Annotated in this window: 13 protein-coding genes; all 13 read left to right on the forward strand. The window is 67.4% G+C overall.

Annotation, left to right across the window (positions count from 1 at the left end; genetic code table 11):
* The first annotated feature begins 6 nt into the window (after nt 1-6).
* The 13 genes from pheT to tyrS all read left to right on the forward strand — a co-directional run bounded on the left by pheT (nt 7) and on the right by tyrS (nt 16,450).
* Nucleotides 7-2,508, forward strand: coding sequence for a phenylalanine--tRNA ligase subunit beta (gene pheT / locus RU01_RS04885; RefSeq protein ID WP_042573332.1), 2,502 nt, complete (start codon nt 7-9; stop codon nt 2,506-2,508).
* 44 nt (nt 2,509-2,552) lie between these two features.
* Entirely contained in the window at nt 2,553-3,611 is a 1,059-nt protein-coding gene (gene argC / locus RU01_RS04890) for an N-acetyl-gamma-glutamyl-phosphate reductase (RefSeq protein ID WP_042573333.1), read from the forward strand.
* Nucleotides 3,608-4,831: a bifunctional glutamate N-acetyltransferase/amino-acid acetyltransferase ArgJ gene (gene argJ, locus RU01_RS04895; protein ID WP_042573334.1), complete on the forward strand. Its 1,224-nt coding sequence runs from the start codon at nt 3,608-3,610 to the stop codon at nt 4,829-4,831. Before argC ends, argJ begins: the two co-directional genes overlap by 4 nt.
* Nucleotides 4,828-5,748 (forward strand): acetylglutamate kinase, encoded by a 921-nt coding sequence (gene argB, locus RU01_RS04900; RefSeq protein ID WP_042573335.1) that lies wholly within the window; start codon nt 4,828-4,830, stop codon nt 5,746-5,748. The genes argJ and argB overlap by 4 nt, the downstream gene beginning before the upstream one ends.
* Nucleotides 5,745-6,974: an acetylornithine transaminase gene (locus RU01_RS04905; RefSeq protein ID WP_042573336.1), complete on the forward strand. Its 1,230-nt coding sequence runs from the start codon at nt 5,745-5,747 to the stop codon at nt 6,972-6,974. The genes argB and RU01_RS04905 overlap by 4 nt, the downstream gene beginning before the upstream one ends.
* A complete protein-coding gene (gene argF, locus RU01_RS04910; RefSeq protein WP_042573337.1) occupies nt 6,971-7,912 on the forward strand; it encodes an ornithine carbamoyltransferase in 942 nt (313 codons plus the stop codon). Before RU01_RS04905 ends, argF begins: the two co-directional genes overlap by 4 nt.
* Nucleotides 7,909-8,436 carry an arginine repressor gene (locus RU01_RS04915; RefSeq protein ID WP_231568595.1) on the forward strand — a complete coding sequence of 176 codons (528 nt, stop codon included), beginning with the start codon at nt 7,909-7,911 and terminating at the stop codon, nt 8,434-8,436. The genes argF and RU01_RS04915 overlap by 4 nt, the downstream gene beginning before the upstream one ends.
* Before the next feature lie 50 nt (nt 8,437-8,486).
* Nucleotides 8,487-9,713, forward strand: a complete 1,227-nt coding sequence (locus RU01_RS04920) for an argininosuccinate synthase (RefSeq protein ID WP_042573338.1) — start codon at nt 8,487-8,489, stop codon at nt 9,711-9,713.
* The gene (gene argH, locus RU01_RS04925; RefSeq protein ID WP_042573339.1) at nt 9,710-11,137 is read left to right on the forward strand and encodes an argininosuccinate lyase; all 1,428 of its coding nucleotides are present in this window, start codon (nt 9,710-9,712) and stop codon (nt 11,135-11,137) included. Before RU01_RS04920 ends, argH begins: the two co-directional genes overlap by 4 nt.
* A 117-nt stretch (nt 11,138-11,254) precedes the next feature.
* The gene (locus tag RU01_RS04930; RefSeq protein WP_042573340.1) at nt 11,255-14,212 is read left to right on the forward strand and encodes an AMP-binding protein; all 2,958 of its coding nucleotides are present in this window, start codon (nt 11,255-11,257) and stop codon (nt 14,210-14,212) included.
* Nucleotides 14,213-14,265: 53 nt separating this feature from the next.
* Nucleotides 14,266-14,490 (forward strand): Trm112 family protein, encoded by a 225-nt coding sequence (locus RU01_RS04935; protein WP_042573341.1) that lies wholly within the window; start codon nt 14,266-14,268, stop codon nt 14,488-14,490.
* A 20-nt stretch (nt 14,491-14,510) separates the two neighbouring features.
* Entirely contained in the window at nt 14,511-15,155 is a 645-nt protein-coding gene (locus tag RU01_RS04940; RefSeq protein ID WP_042573342.1) for a DNA-3-methyladenine glycosylase, read from the forward strand.
* Between the two features lie 26 nt (nt 15,156-15,181).
* Nucleotides 15,182-16,450: a tyrosine--tRNA ligase gene (gene tyrS / locus RU01_RS04945; protein ID WP_042573343.1), complete on the forward strand. Its 1,269-nt coding sequence runs from the start codon at nt 15,182-15,184 to the stop codon at nt 16,448-16,450.
* Nucleotides 16,451-16,832: the final 382 nt, after the last annotated feature.

Here is a 16,832-nt window from a genome sequence, read left to right on the forward strand (position 1 = left end):
GAAGTCGTGCGAGTGCCCCAGTCCTGGCTGACCGAGGTCGTGCAGAAGGCAGCGCCCGGGTGGAATGTCACCTCGGAGGAACTCGACGCGGGGTTCGTGTCGGTGGGCTTCGAGATCGAGGACGTCATCCCTCTGCCCCCGATCACGGGCCCTCTCGTCGTCGGTCGTGTGCGTTCCATCGAGGAACTGACCGAGTTCAAGAAGCCGATCCGCTTCTGCCTCGTCGAGGTGGGGGAAGCCGAGCCGCGCGGAATCGTCTGCGGCGCGCGGAACTTCGCGGAGGGTGACCTCATCGTCGCCGCACTTCCCGGCAGTGTTCTGCCGGGCCCGTTCGCCATCGCTGCACGGGAGACCTACGGACGGACGTCCGACGGGATGATCTGCTCGGTCTCCGAGTTGGGCATCGGCTCCGACCACTCCGGCATCCTCGTGCTGCCGGAGGGAACTGCTCGGCCGGGCGACGATGCCCGCACGGTTCTCGGTACCGACGACACCGTGTTCGACGTCAACGTGACACCCGACCGCGGCTACGCGCTGAGTGTGCGCGGACTCGGTCGGGAACTCGCATCCGGTTTCGATCTCGACTTCACCGACCCCGCCGACGCGTCCTGGCCCGTCGTCTCCGCCGATGCGTCCGAGGGTGACGCGTGGAGCGTCGAGGTGAACTCCGACTCGGGCGCGACGCGATTCGCGGCTCGACGCGTCGTCGGCATCGATCCGGCGGCAGTGACGCCGTGGTCCATCCAGAGGCGGCTGCTGCTGTCGGGAGTGCGGCCCATCTCTCCGGCTGTCGACGTGACCAACTACGTGATGCTCGAACTCGGCCAACCGCTGCACGCGTTCGACGCGGCTGCTCTCTCGGGTGGACTGGTCGTTCGCCGCGCCGCGGCGGGGGAGACCCTGCGCACCTTGGACGACGTGGAGCGCACGCTCGATCCCGAGGACGTCGTGATCGCCGACGACTCCGGAGTCGTCTCGCTCGCCGGCGTCATGGGAGGCGCGTCGACCGAGGTCGGTGCCGAGACCACGGACATTCTGCTCGAAGCGGCGATCTGGAGTCCGCTCTCGGTCTTCCGTACTGCCCGTCGCCACAAACTCCCCAGCGAGGCCAGTCGACGATACGAACGCGTCGTCGACTCGGCCCTGCCTGTCCGCGCACTCGACCGCGCGGCGTCGCTGCTGGCGTCGATCGCCGGGGGACGCGTCGAACCGCTCCTCACGGACGTGGGCGGCGCCTCGACGCCGGACCCCGTCCGTATGGAACTGGATCTTCCGGATCGCGTCGCCGGCGTCACGTACGCGAACGGCACGGCAGTTCGTCGCCTGTCCCAGGTGGGCTGTGCCGTGGAGGTCGACGTCTCGGAATCCGGCCGCGGGGTTCTGGTGGTCACGCCGCCGACATGGCGTCCGGATCTGCGCCAACCGGCCGATCTGGTCGAGGAGGTGCTTCGCCTCGAGGGCCTGGAGTCGATCCCGTCCGTTCTCCCGCAGGCGCCCGCAGGCCGCGGACTGACCGCGTCGCAGCGTCGACGTCGCGCCGTGGGCCGAGCACTGGCCTACACGGGACACGTCGAGGTTCTCGCTCCCGTCTTCCTCCCCGCCGGCGTGTTCGACGTGTGGGGACTCGATGCCGACGATCCACGTCGTGTCACCACCCGTGTTCTCAATCCGCTCGAGGCGGATCGCCCCGAACTCGCCACGACACTGCTGCCCGGACTTCTGGAAACGGCGCAACGCAATGTCTCCCGTGGTCAGCGCGATCTCGCACTGTTCGCAGTCGCGCAGGTCGTGCAGCCCGGCGAGGGCACACGGCCCATCGACGCCCTGGCCGTCGACCGGCGACCGACCGACGACGAGATCACCGCGTTGAAACAGTCTCTGCCCGTGCAGCCCCTGCATGTCGCGGTCGTTCTGTCAGGTGCGGTCACTGCACCCGGGCCGTGGGGCGCAGGTCGTCCGGCCGAGGCGGGGGACGCCTTCGCTGCCGCGCGCACCATCGCGGGTGCATCGGGTGTGGAGGTCGAACTCCGTGCGGCACAGCACCTTCCGTGGCACCCGGGTCGGTGCGCCGAGATCGTTCTCGACGACGTCGTCGTGGGGTGGGCCGGTGAACTGCATCCGAGTGTCCTCGAGCGCGCGGGTCTTCCGCCGCGCACCTGCGCGGTCGAGATCGATCTGGATCTGGTCCCCACGATCGAGCCGTTGCCGTCGCCGTCGATCTCGCCGTTCCCCGCTGTCCTGCAGGACGTGGCCGTGGTGGTCGACGCCTCGGTACCGGCCGCCTCGGTGGAGACGGCGTTGATCGCCGGTGCCGGTCCGCTGCTCGAGGACATCCGCATCTTCGACGTGTTCGCGGGTGAGCAGGTCGGTGAGGGCAGGAAGTCGCTCGCGTTCGCTCTGCGTTTCCGGGCGCCCGACCGTACTCTCACGGAGGCCGAAGCGAGTGCTGCGCGCGACGCTGCAGTCGCCGCTGCGACCGACGCGGTGGGAGCTGAACTGCGTCACTGAACCCGCCTGACGAATGAGCTTGCACCGTCGTGCATAATCATCGTATGGATAGTGCATCGACATCGGCAGGCTGGAAGGTCGCCGTCGCAGGCGCCAGTGGGTACGCAGGGGGAGAGATCCTGCGCCTGCTGCTCGCGCATCCGGCTGTCGTCGACGGTCGGATGACCATCGGCGCTCTGACCGCGGGGGGCAATGCCGGGTCGACGCTCGGCCGCCATCATCCGCATCTGGTGCCGTTGGCCGATCGGGTTCTGGTCGACACCACGGGCGAGGAATTGGCCGGCCACGACGTCGTGTTCCTCGGGCTCCCGCACGGTAAGAGCGCGGAGATCGCGGAGCAGCTCCCCGAGTCGACGCTGATCATCGACTGCGGTGCCGACTTCCGCTTGACCGACGCGTCGGCGTGGGACCGCTGGTACGGCGGCGAGTACGCGGGCCACTGGCCGTACGGCATGCCCGAACTCCCCGGCGCGCGGGACGCGCTCATCGGTGCCACGCGTATCGCCGTGCCCGGCTGTTACCCCACCGCAGCCTCGCTCGCGATGGCTCCCGCGGTCGCGGCAGGAATCGTCGAACCGAGGGTCACCGTCGTCGCGGTCAGTGGTACGTCCGGTGCGGGAAAGGCCCCGAAGCCCGACCTGCTGGGTTCCGAGGTCATGGGGTCGGTGCGGGCCTACGGGATAGCCGGCGCACATCGGCACACGCCGGAGATCCGCCAGAACCTGTCGGCGATCGCCGGAACGGACGTCGTCGTCTCCTTCACCCCGGTGCTGGCTCCGATGCCGCGGGGAATCCTGGCGACGTGCACGGCGCCCACGACGGTCACGGCCGGCGACGCGCGCGCTGTCTACGAGAAGTTCTGCGCGGACGAGCCGTTCCTCCATCTCCTGCCGGAAGGCCTTCTGCCGCAGACCGGTTCGGTGGTGGGGTCCAACGCCGTCCACCTCCAGGTGTCGGTCGACGAGGACGCCGGCGTGCTGGTGGTGCTCGCCGCGATCGACAACCTGACCAAGGGCACCGCCGGTGCCGCTGTGCAATCGATGAACCTGGCCCTCGGTCTCGCCGAGACCGACGGCCTCTCGACCGTAGGGACAGCGCCATGACGCAGGAAGAACCCACCCGGAGTCACGGCGTCCTCGTCCGGACGCAGGGTGTCACCTCGGCTGCCGGGTTCCGGGCTGCAGGTGTTCCGGCGGGACTCAAGGCCAAGGGCGGGCCGGATGTCGCACTGGTGTTCAACGAGGGGCCCGACCTCGCAGCGGCCGGAGTCTTCACTACCAACAAGGTGAAAGCCGCCCCCGTGCTGTGGTCCCAGCGGGTCCTGACGTCCGGCGCCCTGCGCGCGGTCGTCCTGAATTCCGGCGGAGCCAACGCCTGTACCGGCGCTCCGGGCTTCCAGGACACCCACCGGACCGCGGAGCACCTCGCCGCCACACTCAGCGACTGGGGAACCGAGACCGGGGCCGGCGAGATCGCCGTGTGCTCCACCGGACTGATCGGTGACCGGCTCCCGATGGACAAATTGCTGCTCGGCGTGACGTCCGTCGTGCACGAGCTGGCGGGCGGGATCTCGGGCGGTACCGACGCGGCGTACGCGATCATGACGACCGACACCAAGCCCAAACAAGCCGCGATCCATCACGAGAACGGCTGGAACGTCGGCGGAATGGCCAAGGGCGCAGGCATGTTGGCGCCCTCGCTGGCGACGATGCTCTGCGTCGTCACCACCGACGCCGTCGCCACATCGGACCGACTGGATCGTGCACTTCGCGCGGCCACGGCGATGTCCTTCGACCGGCTGGACGTGGACGGTGCGACGTCGACGAACGACACGGTGCTGTTGCTGGCGTCCGGTGCCAGCGGTGTCGAGGCGACGCAGGAGGAGTTGGACGCTGCCGTACTGGCCGTGTGCGACGACCTGGCCGACCAGTTGATGGCCGATGCCGAGGGCGTCACCAAACGTATCCGCATCACGGTGGGGGGAGCGGAGTCCGAGCACGACGCTCTGGTCGCTGCCCGGACCATCGCGCGAGATTCTCTGGTCAAGACGGCTCTCTTCGGCTCCGACCCCAACTGGGGACGCGTACTCGCCGCGGTGGGTATCGCACCGGTCGCTCTCGACCCGGACCGGATCGTTGTCTCGTTCAACGGCAGTCCCGTGTGCGTCGACGGTATGGGCGCGCCAGGTGCTCGCGACGTCGATCTGTCGGCCGTCGACATCACGGTCGACGTCGATCTCGGTGTGGGGTCCGCATCCGCATCCATTCGGACGACCGATCTCTCGCACGCCTACGTCGAAGAGAACTCGGCGTACTCGTCATGACACGCTCCGACGACACGGTCGGCGACCCGCACGAGACCGCCCGCATTCTCGCGGGTGCCTTGCCCTGGTTGCAGCAGTGGACCGGCAAGGTGGTCGTGGTCAAGTACGGCGGCAACGCGATGGTCGACGACCGGCTCAAGGCCGCGTTCGCCGCCGACATGGCGTTTCTGCGCACAGTAGGCATCCACCCCGTCGTCGTACACGGAGGCGGGCCGCAGATCACTGCCATGCTGTCCCGGCTGGGACTCGTGGGGGAGTTCCGCGGCGGCTTCCGTGTGACGACACCCGAGGTCATGGACATCGTCCGCATGGTGCTGTTCGGGCAGGTGGGCCGCGAGCTCGTCGGGTTGATCAACGCGCACGGCCCGTTGGCGGTCGGTATCTCGGGCGAGGACGCGCACCTGTTCACCGCCACCCGGCGCTCGGTGATGGTCGACGGTGTCGCCACCGACATCGGACTGGTGGGTGACGTGACCAGTGTGAACCCCGGTGCGGTGCTCGACCTGATCGCCGCCGGACGCATTCCGGTGGTCTCGACCATCGCGCCCGACGCCGACGGTGTCGTGCACAACATCAATGCCGACACCGCGGCCGCGGCGTTGGCCGAGGCACTCGGCGCGCAGAAGTTGGTCATGCTCACCGATGTCGAAGGCCTGTACACGAATTGGCCGGACCGCGGCTCCCTCGTGTCGGAGATCGAAGCCGACCTGCTCGACGAGTTGCTGCCCTCGCTCGACGCCGGAATGGTGCCGAAGATGGAAGCGTGCCTGCGCGCCGTACGTGGTGGCGTTCCGAGCGCTCACGTGATCGACGGCCGACTCGAACATTCCGTGCTCCTCGAACTCTTCACCGGCGAGGGCATCGGAACCATGGTCCACGAGGGCGAACACGAACTGGCGACGAGAGGACGAGCATGACGAGCACGGAGATGCTGCAGCAACGCTTCTCGAATGCGTTGATGAACAACTACGGCGTGCCCCGTGTCGCCCTTGTCGGCGGCGCGGGCGCGGTGGTGACCGACGCGGACGGCAAGGAGTACATCGACTTCCTGGCCGGTATCGCCGTCAACATCCTGGGTCACGCGCATCCGGCGATCATCGACGCGGTGAGCGCCCAGTTGTCGACCCTGGGGCACACGTCGAATCTGTACGCGGCTCCGCCGTCGATCGAACTGGCCGAGCACCTGCTCGAGCACCTCGGTCATGCGGCCGGTGGTGACGCGCGAGTGTTCTTGTGCAACTCCGGAACCGAGGCCAACGAGGCTGCGTTCAAGATCGCGAGGCTCACCGGACGCCCGAACATCATCGCCGCGGAGAACGCGTTCCACGGTAGGACGATGGGCGCCCTGGCGCTGACGGGTCAACCCGACAAGCGTGCACCGTTCGAACCGATGCCCGGCGGCGTGTCCCATGTCCCCTATGGCGATGTCGCTGCGCTGGAGGCTGCCGTCGACGAGAACACCGCCGCGGTGTTCCTCGAGCCGATCATGGGCGAGGGCGGTGTCGTCGTTCCTCCGGAGGGATATCTGACGGCGGCGCGGGAGATCACGGCGCGACACGGCGCCTTGCTGATCCTGGACGAGGTCCAGACCGGCATCGGTCGCACCGGATGGTTCTACGCCCATCAGCGTTTCGGCATCGTGCCCGACGTGATCACGTTGGCGAAGGGTCTCGGTGGTGGCCTGCCGATCGGTGCCTGCATCGGAATCGGCCGCGCCGCAAGCATGCTGACCCCCGGCAAGCACGGCACCACGTTCGGCGGCAATCCGGTCTGCTCCGCCGCGGCGTTGGCCGTGCTGCGCACCATCGCCTCGGACGATCTGCTCAGTCGCGCCGACCGACTGGGCAAGAACCTGCGCAACGACATCGAGGCCCTCGGGCATCCCCTCGTCGACCATGTCCGGGGAGCCGGACTGTTGCTCGGCATCGTGCTGACCGAACCGGTGGCGGCGGACGTGGAGACCGAGGCCCGGTACGCGGGCTTTCTGGTCAATGCCGCGCAAGCGAACGTCATCCGGTTGGCCCCGCCCCTGATCATCACCGACGAGCAGGCATCGGCCCTCGTCCAGGCACTACCTGCCGTCCTCGACCGCGTATCGCGCGCCGCCGCGGAACAGGCCACCAGCACGGAGGCAACGTCATGACACTGCGCCACTTCCTGCGAGACGACGATCTGACACCGGACGAGCAGTCGGAGATCCTCGCTCTCGCAGCAGAACTCAAGAAAGCCCCGTTCTCGATGCGACCACTCGAAGGTCCCCGAGGCGTCGGAGTCATCTTCGAGAAGAACTCGACGCGAACGCGTTTCTCGTTCGAGATGGGTATCGCCCAGCTCGGTGGACACGCCGTCGTCGTCGACGGCCGCAGTACACAACTCGGCCGTGAGGAGACTCTGCAGGACACCGGCCGGGTGCTCTCGCGGTACGTCGACGCCGTCGTGTGGCGCACGTTCGGACAGAAGCGGCTCGAGCAGATGGCGTCCGGTGCCAGTGTGCCGATCGTCAATGCGCTCTCGGACGACTTCCATCCGTGTCAGATCCTCGCGGATCTGCAGACGCTCGCCGAGCGGAAGGGGTCGCTGAAGGGTCTTCGCCTGTCCTACTTCGGCGACGGCGCCAACAACATGGCGCATTCGTTGATGCTCGGCGGCGTGACGGCCGGCATCGACGTCACGATCGCGGCGCCGGAAGGGTTCGTTCCCGATGCCGCGGTTCTCGCGGCGACCCGCGCTCGCGGTGAACAGACCGGTGCGAACGTCACCGTCACCACCGATCCCGTCGCCGCCGCAACCGGAGCCGACGTTCTGGTGACCGACACCTGGACGTCGATGGGCCAGGAGAACGACGGCCTCGATCGCGTCGGCCCGCTACGGCCGTTCCAGGTGAACGAGGCGCTGGTGGACCACGCCGACTCGGAGGCGCTGGTGTTGCACTGCCTTCCCGCGCACCGCGGCGAGGAGATCAGCGACACGGTCATCGACGGACCACGCAGTGTCGTCTGGGACGAAGCCGAGAACCGACTCCATGCCCAGAAAGCGGTCCTGGTCTGGCTTCTCGAGCGTGCGGGTCGTCGGACGCCGTGATCGTCGACGACGCCGGATCGGTGCGATCCGAGCCTGCGGGCCCGGTGACCTCCTCCACACGCGCGGGGCGTCAGGCCCGCATCGTCGTGCTGTTGTCGACGCACCAGGTCCGGTCCCAGCCCGAGTTGCAGACCCTGCTCGCAGCGGAGGGCATCGACGCCACCCAGGCGACGCTGTCCCGCGACCTCGACGAGCTCGGAGCCGTGAAGCTCCGTGCCGCGGACGGGGGAGCGGGGGTCTACGTGGTCCCCGAGGACGGGAGCCCGGTCCGAGGCGTGTCGGGGGGCACCGACCGACTGTCCCGACTTCTCGGGGAGTTGCTCGTCTCCACGGATGCGAGCACCAACATGGCCGTTCTCCGCACGCCGCCCGGCGCGGCGCACTATCTGGCGAGCGCACTCGACCGTGCGTCCCTGCCCGAGATTGTGGGAACGGTCGCGGGAGATGACACCATCTTCGTGATCGCACGCGAACCGATGTCGGGACGCGATATCGCGGACCGCATCGAACACCTTGCACGCTGACCACATCCAGCACGCTCATATATCGAACACAACGAAGGAGCACATACCTCATGGCCGAACGCGTCATCCTCGCCTACTCCGGTGGTCTCGACACCTCTGTCGCCATCAGCTGGATCGGCCGCGAGACCGGCAAGGAGGTTGTCGCCGTCGCGATCGATCTCGGTCAGGGTGGTGAGGACATGGAGGTCATCCGTCAGCGCGCCCTCGACTGCGGCGCCGTCGAGGCCGTCGTCGTCGACGCGCGCGACGAGTTCGCCGACGAGTACTGCCTCCCGACCATCCAGTCCAACGCGCTCTACATGGACCGTTACCCGCTGGTCTCCGCGATCTCCCGTCCGTTGATCGTCAAGCACCTGGTCGAGAACGCACGCTCGCACGGCGGCACGGTCGTCGCTCACGGCTGCACCGGCAAGGGCAACGACCAGGTCCGGTTCGAGGTCGGCTTCAACACCCTCGCGCCCGAGCTCGAGGTGCTGGCGCCCGTGCGCGACTACGCCTGGACGCGCGAGAAGGCCATTGCCTTCGCCGAGGAGAACGCGATCCCGATCAACGTCACCAAGAAGTCGCCGTTCTCCATCGACCAGAATGTGTGGGGACGCGCCGTCGAGACCGGCTTCCTCGAGGACCTGTGGAACGCGCCGACCAAGGACGTCTACGACTACACCGAGGACCCCACGGCCAACTTCAACGCACCCGACGAACTGGTGCTCACCTTCGACAAGGGACGTCCCGTCGCGATCGACGGACGTCCGGTGTCGGTGCTCGAGGCCATCCAGGAGCTGAACACGCGCGCCGGCAAGCAGGGCGTCGGACGACTCGACGTGGTCGAGGACCGCCTGGTGGGAATCAAGAGCCGTGAGGTGTACGAAGCTCCGGGCGCCATGGTCCTCATCCGTGCGCACGAGGAACTCGAGCACGTCACCATCGAGCGTGAGCTGGGTAGGTACAAGCGCCACACCGACCAGAAGTGGGCCGAGCAGGTGTACGACGGCCTGTGGTTCTCACCGCTGAAGGGTGCGCTCGACACGTTCGTCCAGCACACGCAGGAGCACGTCACCGGTGAGATCCGCTTGGTGCTGCACGCAGGAACGATCGTCGTCAACGGTCGCCGCAGTGGCGAGTCGCTGTACGACTTCAACCTGGCCACCTACGACGCCGGTGACACGTTCGACCAGTCGTCGGCGAAGGGCTTCGTGCAGCTGCACGGTCTGTCCGCGAAGATCGCAGCGAGTCGTGATCGCGGGGCCGTCGCTGCGCAGGGTCAGTCGGACCTGTGACCTCACCCGCTCACGGCACCAATTCCGGCGCTCTCTGGGGTGGCCGTTTCGCGTCGGGTCCGGCCGAGGCGATGGCGGCACTGAGCAAGTCGACACACTTCGACTGGGTACTGGCGCCGTACGACATCAGGGCGTCGAAAGCTCATGCTCGCGTGCTGAACTCGGCCGGACTGCTCACTGCCCCGGATCTCGAGGCCATGCTCGCCGGACTCGATCGGCTCGCCGCCGACACCGAGTCCGGCGCGTTCGGGCCGGCCGAGTCCGACGAGGACGTGCACGGTGCCCTCGAGCGTGGACTGATCGAGCAGGTGGGACCCGAGCTGGGTGGCCGGTTGCGTGCGGGGCGATCCCGCAACGACCAGGTGGCGACCCTCTTCCGCATGTGGCTCCGCGATGCCGTCCGTCGTGTGTCGGCCGGTGTTCTCGATGTCGTGGGCGCACTCACCGAGCAGGCCGTCGCACATCCGGATGCTGCGATGCCGGGGAAGACCCACTCCCAGGCGGCGCAGCCGGTCCTGCTCGCGCATCACCTGCTGGCACACACCCACCCGCTGCTGCGCGACGTCGAGCGGTTCCGCGACTTCGACGGTCGTGCGGCCGTGTCGCCGTACGGGTCCGGCGCTCTGGCCGGGTCGTCTCTGGGCCTGGATCCGGAGAAGATCGCGGCCGAGCTCGGCTTCAGCGGGTCGGCGGAGAACTCGATCGATGCGACCAGTTCCCGCGACTTCGCCGCCGAAGCCGCGTTCGTCCTGGCGATGACGGCGGTCGATCTCTCCCGACTGGCGGAAGAGATCGTGTCGTGGAGTACGCCCGAATACGCTTACGTGACGCTTGCCGACGCGTGGTCGACCGGCAGTTCGATCATGCCGCAGAAGAAGAACCCGGACGTCGCCGAACTCACGCGCGGCAAGACGGGTCGTCTGATCGGCAATCTCACCGGGTTGTTGGCGACGCTGAAGGCGCAGCCGCTGGCGTACAACCGGGATCTGCAGGAGGACAAGGAGCCGGTGTTCGACTCGGTCCTCCAGCTCGAGATGCTTCTTCCGGCCCTCACCGGCCTGGTCTCGACACTGACGTTCGATACCGTTCGGCTCCGTCAGCTCGCCCCGGCCGGTTTCACGTTGGCCACGGACATCGCGGAGTGGCTGGTGCGCCAGGGGGTTCCGTTCCGCCACGCGCACGAGGTTGCGGGGGACTGCGTTCGCCGCGCCGAGGCTCGCGGCGTCGGACTCGACGAGCTGACGGACGACGAGTTCGCGGAGATCGATTCCGCGCTGACCCCGGATGTGCGCGCCGTCCTGACCGTCGACGGATCCATCGGATCTCGCGACAGCCGTGGCGGCACCGCACCGGTTCGAGTGGCCGAACAGATCTCGGTCGTCGTCGGGCTTACGGCGGATCTGAGGACCTGGACATCCGCCTGACGCGCGGTACCCGGACGAGCCGTTCTCGGCGTCGGACGGGTATGAGACGCTAAGCCCGTATCGACCTAGTTCGTCGGGGGACACGAGGGTCGAGCAGGAACGCGTCGAGGAGTTCAGTTGCTGGGTATCGATACCGGGTCGGTCGCGACATCGTTGCGACGTGTCGTCGCGACGGCGCAGAACGGTCTCGAGGTCATCCGACTCGGGGGGCTCGAGACCGACGCCGTGCCGTCGGAATTCACCGTGGTGGCGCGGGACCGCATGTACCGGCTGCGGCGCTACTTCCCGGAGTCGGACCAGACGGGACCACCCGTCGTTCTGGTACCGCCGATGATGATGTCCGCCGACGTGTACGACGTGACCCGCGATCAGGGCGGCGTCGGCATCATGCACGAGGCCGGCCTCGATCCGTGGGTCGTCGACTTCGGTTCTCCGGCCACCGAAGAGGGTGGGTGGAACCGCACGCTCGCGGACCACATCGTCGCCATCAGCGAGATCATCGACATCGTCGCCGACCGCACGGGGCGCGACGTGCACCTCGGTGGCTACTCGCAGGGCGGGATGTTCTGCTACCAGGCGGCTGCCTACCGATCGAGCCGCAACATCGCCAGCATCATCACGTTCGGAAGTCCCGTCGACACACTGGCGGCTCTGCCACTCGGCATCCCGGCCAACGTCGCGACGAAGGGAGCGGAGTTCCTGGCGGAGCACGTCTTCACCCGTCTGGACGTGACGGACTGGATGGCGCGCACGGGCTTCCAACTCCTGGACCCGGCGAAGACGGTCAAGTCGCGTATCGACTTCCTTCTGCAACTGCACGACCGGGATGCGCTGCTGCCGCGTGAATCCCAGCGTCGGTTCCTGGCGATGGACGGCTGGGTGGCGTGGTCGGGACCCGCGGTCGCCGAGCTTCTGACCCAGTTCGTCGTGCACAACCGCATGATGACCGGTGGATTCTCCATCCGCGGCAAGGTCGTGTCCCTGGCCGAGCTGACGATGCCGATTCTCGCCTTCGTGGGCGAGGTCGACGACATCGGTCAGCCGCTCGCCGTCCGCGGTATCCGCAAGGCCGCACCGCGTGCAGAGGTGTACGAGGCCGGTCTTCGTGCGGGCCACTTCGGTCTGGTGGTCGGAAGCACTGCGGCAACGCAGACGTGGCCGACGACATCGGCCTGGATCCGCTGGCGCGAGGGACTGGGGCCGCGTCCGATCGAAGCGCAGGAGATGGCGTACGACGAGCATCCGGCGTCGGAAAGCGGTGTGTCGGTGGCCAACCGACTGGTCCACACGGCCGCCACCATCGCGGAGGTCGGTCTGGGGCTCGGACGAGGGTTCGCCTCGGCGGCCGCCGGTGCTGTCCGTGGATCTCGGGAGATCTCGTCCGAGGCGGCGCGCACGTTGCCGCGACTCGCGAGACTCGGTCAGCTGCAACCACATTCACAGGTGTCGCTCGGTCGTCTGCTCGCTGAACAAGCACGTCGGGCGAGTCAGGGCGAATGCTTCGTCTTCGACGATCGCGTGTACTCCTACTCCGCCGTGGACCAGCGCATCGACAATGTCGTCCGCGGCCTGATCATCAACGGGGTGCGCCCCGCGATGCACGTCGGTGTGTTGATGGAGACCCGCCCCAGCGCTCTCGCGGCGGTGGCGGCGTTGTCACGCATCGGCGCGGTCGCCGTCATGTTGCAACCCTCCGGGGATCTGTCCGCGGCGATCAAGCTGGGCCGCGTCAGCCTGCTGATCGTCGATCCGGACAACCTGGCCGGCTCGGCTGCCTACGGACTCGATGTCCTCGTGCTCGGCGGCGGGGAATCCCGTTCTCTCGACATCGACGACGAGGACGCTGTGGTCGACCTCGAGCAGATCGACCCGTCGACCGTGGAACTGCCAGGGTGGTACGTACCCAACCCCGGTCGCGCACGTGAGCTGGCGTTCGTCCTGTTCAGCGGCACCGAGGATGCACTCGACGCCAAGTTCATCACCAACTACCGATGGGCATTGTCGGCTTTCGGAACCGCGGGTTCCGCGGGTCTGTCGCGTAGCGACACCGTGTACTGCCTCGCGCCTCTGCACCATTCGGCCGGGCTCCTGGTCGCCGTCGGTGGTGCGCTGGTGGGAGGCTCGCGCATCGCGTTGTCCCGCGGACTCGAACCCGAGCGGTTCGCCGACGAGATCCAGCGCTACGGCGTCACCGTCGTCTCCTACACCTGGACGATGATGCGAGAACTGCTCGACTATCCGGGATTGCCCCACCGGGGACAGCACGCGATCCGCCTGCTGATCGGTTCGGGCATGCCCACCAACCTGTGGCGACGGAGCCTGGAGCGGCTCGCGCCCGCCCGCGTGCTCGAGTTCTATGCCTCGACCGAGGGTGACGTCGTGCTGGCGAACGTCGCGGGGACCAAGATCGGCGCCAAGGGTCGACCCCTTCCGGGAAGTGCTCGCGTCGCGCTCGCTGCCTACGACCCGGTCTCCGGCCGGTACCTGGTGGACGATCGTGGCTTCGTGCGACAGAGCGAACCAGGGGAGCCGGGGCTTCTTCTCGGGCGCCCCGGCCTGGACGACGCCAGTGGCGCATTCATGCGAGGTGTCTTCAGCGCCGGCGACGTGTGGACCCCTACCGACCTGCTGTTCCGACGCGACGAGGGCGGCGACTACTGGCTGCTGGGACACAAGCGGTCCATCGTCGCGACCGCGCGCGGTCCGATCTACCCGCAACCGATCGTCGACGCCATGGGTGAGGCGTCCGCGGTCGATCTCGCTGTCGCCTACGGAATCGGCGACCACGGGTCGCAGTGGTCGATCTGTGCTGTGACCGTGCGCTCCGGCGAGAACCTCACGGCGGCAACCGTTTCGGAGGCGCTGTTGGCCCTCGATCCGGCAGAACGGCCCGACCTGGTGCACGTGGTCAAGGACATCGCGCTCAGTCGGGCGTTCCGTCCTCTCGACGTTGCGCTGCGCAGTGCAGGTCTTCCGGCGCCGGGTGTGAAGACGTGGTATCTCGCGTCGTCGTCGGGGGAGTACAAGCGGCTCACCAAGGCAGTGGCGGCGGAGCGGTTCTCGGTTCCGCAGTAAGGTCGCAGGCATCCGTCAGGTCGATTCGACCGACCCCGATTCGAGGAGTCCCGTTGAGCGTCGATGCTCGCCTTCACAGCATCCTTGCCTGCCCGCAGGACAAGGGCCCGCTGTTGCTCATCCAGGACGAACTGCTCTACAACCCGCGTCTGCGGCGCGTCTACCCGATCGAGAACGGAATTCCCGTGTTGCTGATCGACGACGCGCGGGACGCCGACGAGGCAGAACACGCCGATATCGTCGCCAGGGCCGTCGAACCGGCAGCCGTCGCCGACTGACCGTCGGTCGGAGACGGGCGATGGAGAGCTCACTCGAGAGTGCACTCGCATCGGCCGACCCGGTGTCGGCTGCGCGTCTGCTTCTGGGTGGGGTGATGACGTCACGCGGCGTCATGATCCGAGTCGTCGAGGTCGAGGCGTACGGCGGTGACCCCGACGGCCCCTGGCCGGACCCGGCCGCACACTCTTTCCGCGGGCCGACGCCCCGGAACGCTGTGATGTTCGGGCCGGCCGGGCGGTTGTACGTCTATCTCAGCTACGGCATGCATCTCTGCGCCAACATCGTCTGCGGGCCCGAGGGAACAGCAGGAGCTGTCCTCATCCGTGCAGGTGAGGTCATCGCCGGTCTCCCTGTTGCGCGTGGTCGGCGTCCCGCTGCGCCGATCCCCGGTATGGCTCGCGGTCCCGGCAACGTCGGCAGTACTCTCGCGCTCTCCCTCGGTGACAATGCGTGCCGTGTCGCCCGTGCAGGGTCCGACGTCACCTTCACCGCACCCGACGTCGTGACGACCGACGTCCGGTCCGGCCCACGAGTCGGGGTGTCGACAGCGGCCGACAGACCGTGGCGCTTCTGGCTCCCGGATTCGCCCTCCGTGTCGGCGTATCGGCGGAGTCCACGCGCACAGTCTCCGGGGGCCGAGACACCGAGGCCGCCGTCCACCTGACAGCGCGGATACGGGAAGATCGTCCGGTGAGCATCATCGAGGACCTGACCTGGCGTGGGCTGATCGCCCAGTCGACCGACATCGACGCGTTGTCGACCGCGACGACCGATGACGGCCCGATCACGCTGTACGCGGGATTCGATCCGACCGGCCCGAGTCTGCATGCAGGCCACCTGGTGCCGTTGCTGGTCTTGTCCCGCTTCCAACGTGCAGGCCACCGACCCGTCGTTCTCGCAGGTGGAGCGACCGGATTGATCGGTGATCCTCGGGATGTAGGGGAACGTGTCATGAACTCGACCGACACGGTCGCCGAGTGGGCTGACCGCATCAAGGGTCAGTTGTCCCGGTTCGTCGACTTCGAAGGGCCTGCGGGCGCCGTCATCGTCAACAACCTGGACTGGACGGCTCCGCTGTCGGCCATCGACTTCCTTCGCGACATCGGGAAGCACTTCTCGGTCAACGTGATGCTGGCGCGGGACACCGTGAAGAAGCGACTCGAGTCGGACGGCATGTCCTACACGGAGTTCAGCTACATGCTGCTCCAGGCGCAGGACTACCTGCATCTGCACCGGGAGCACGGATGCTCACTGCAGGTGGGTGGGTCGGACCAGTGGGGAAACATCGTCGCCGGCATCGATCTGACCCGTCGGATGGACGGTGATGCGGTGCATGGATTGACCGTTCCGCTGGTGACCGCCGCCGACGGGACCAAGTTCGGGAAGTCCACGGGTGGCGGAAGCCTGTGGCTGGATCCGGAGATGACATCGCCGTACGCCTGGTACCAGTACTTCGTGAATACCGCGGACGCCGACGTCGTCAAGTACCTGCGGTGGTTCACGTTCCTCGACCGTGACGAATTCGCCGAACTGGAGACCGCCACTGCCGAGAAGCCGCAGGCACGACTCGCCCAGCGGCGCCTTGCTGCGGAGATGACGACCCTCGTTCACGGCGAGGCCAACACGATCGCGGTCGAGCTCGCCAGTTCCGCGCTGTTCGGCCGAGGCGAGCTTCGTGATCTCGACGCTGCGACTCTCGGTGCCGCGTTGTCGGAGACCGATGTCGCGGAGATCGGCGCGGGGGAGACCCCGACGATTGTCGACCTCCTCGTCGAGACCAAGTTGTGCGACAGCAAGGGGGCTGCGCGACGCGTGGTCAAGGAAGGCGGGGTGTCGGTCAACAACCAGAAGATCGGTGCAGAGGACTGGGTTGCCGGCGCAGACGACTTCCTCCACGGCGAGTGGCTGGTGGTGAGACGCGGCAAGAAGAACATGGCAGGAGTGCGGCGTCTGTCCTGAACGGATGGGTCCCGGTGTTCGGCGTCACATGGCCGATCAGGTTCTGACTGACCGGGCGCCGGCGCCCGTCATGCGTCCGACCTGCTCGTTCGTGACCCCGACGCAAGGATGACCTGCGGATTTGACGCACTGTTATCCGTCGCGTAACTTTCTTCAAGTCAGAGCGACACGGACACCAGCCAGGCCCGCAAGGCCTGAAGTTATGGTAAGCCCGAGGCGCGAATGACTGTCTACTTCGTACTCCGATCGCGGTCCTTGACCGAGGCGATCGGACGCGGTTAGGCTGGAACGGTTGCCCCGGATCCTCCCGCTTGTGTGTGGGTGGTGGTGGTGTGTGCGTGTTCTTTGAGAACTCAACAGTGTGTCGATGAATGTCAGTGCC

The sequence above is a fragment of the Rhodococcus sp. MEB064 genome (assembly GCF_000834565.1).
Taxonomy (GTDB): Bacteria; Actinomycetota; Actinomycetes; order Mycobacteriales; family Mycobacteriaceae; genus Rhodococcoides.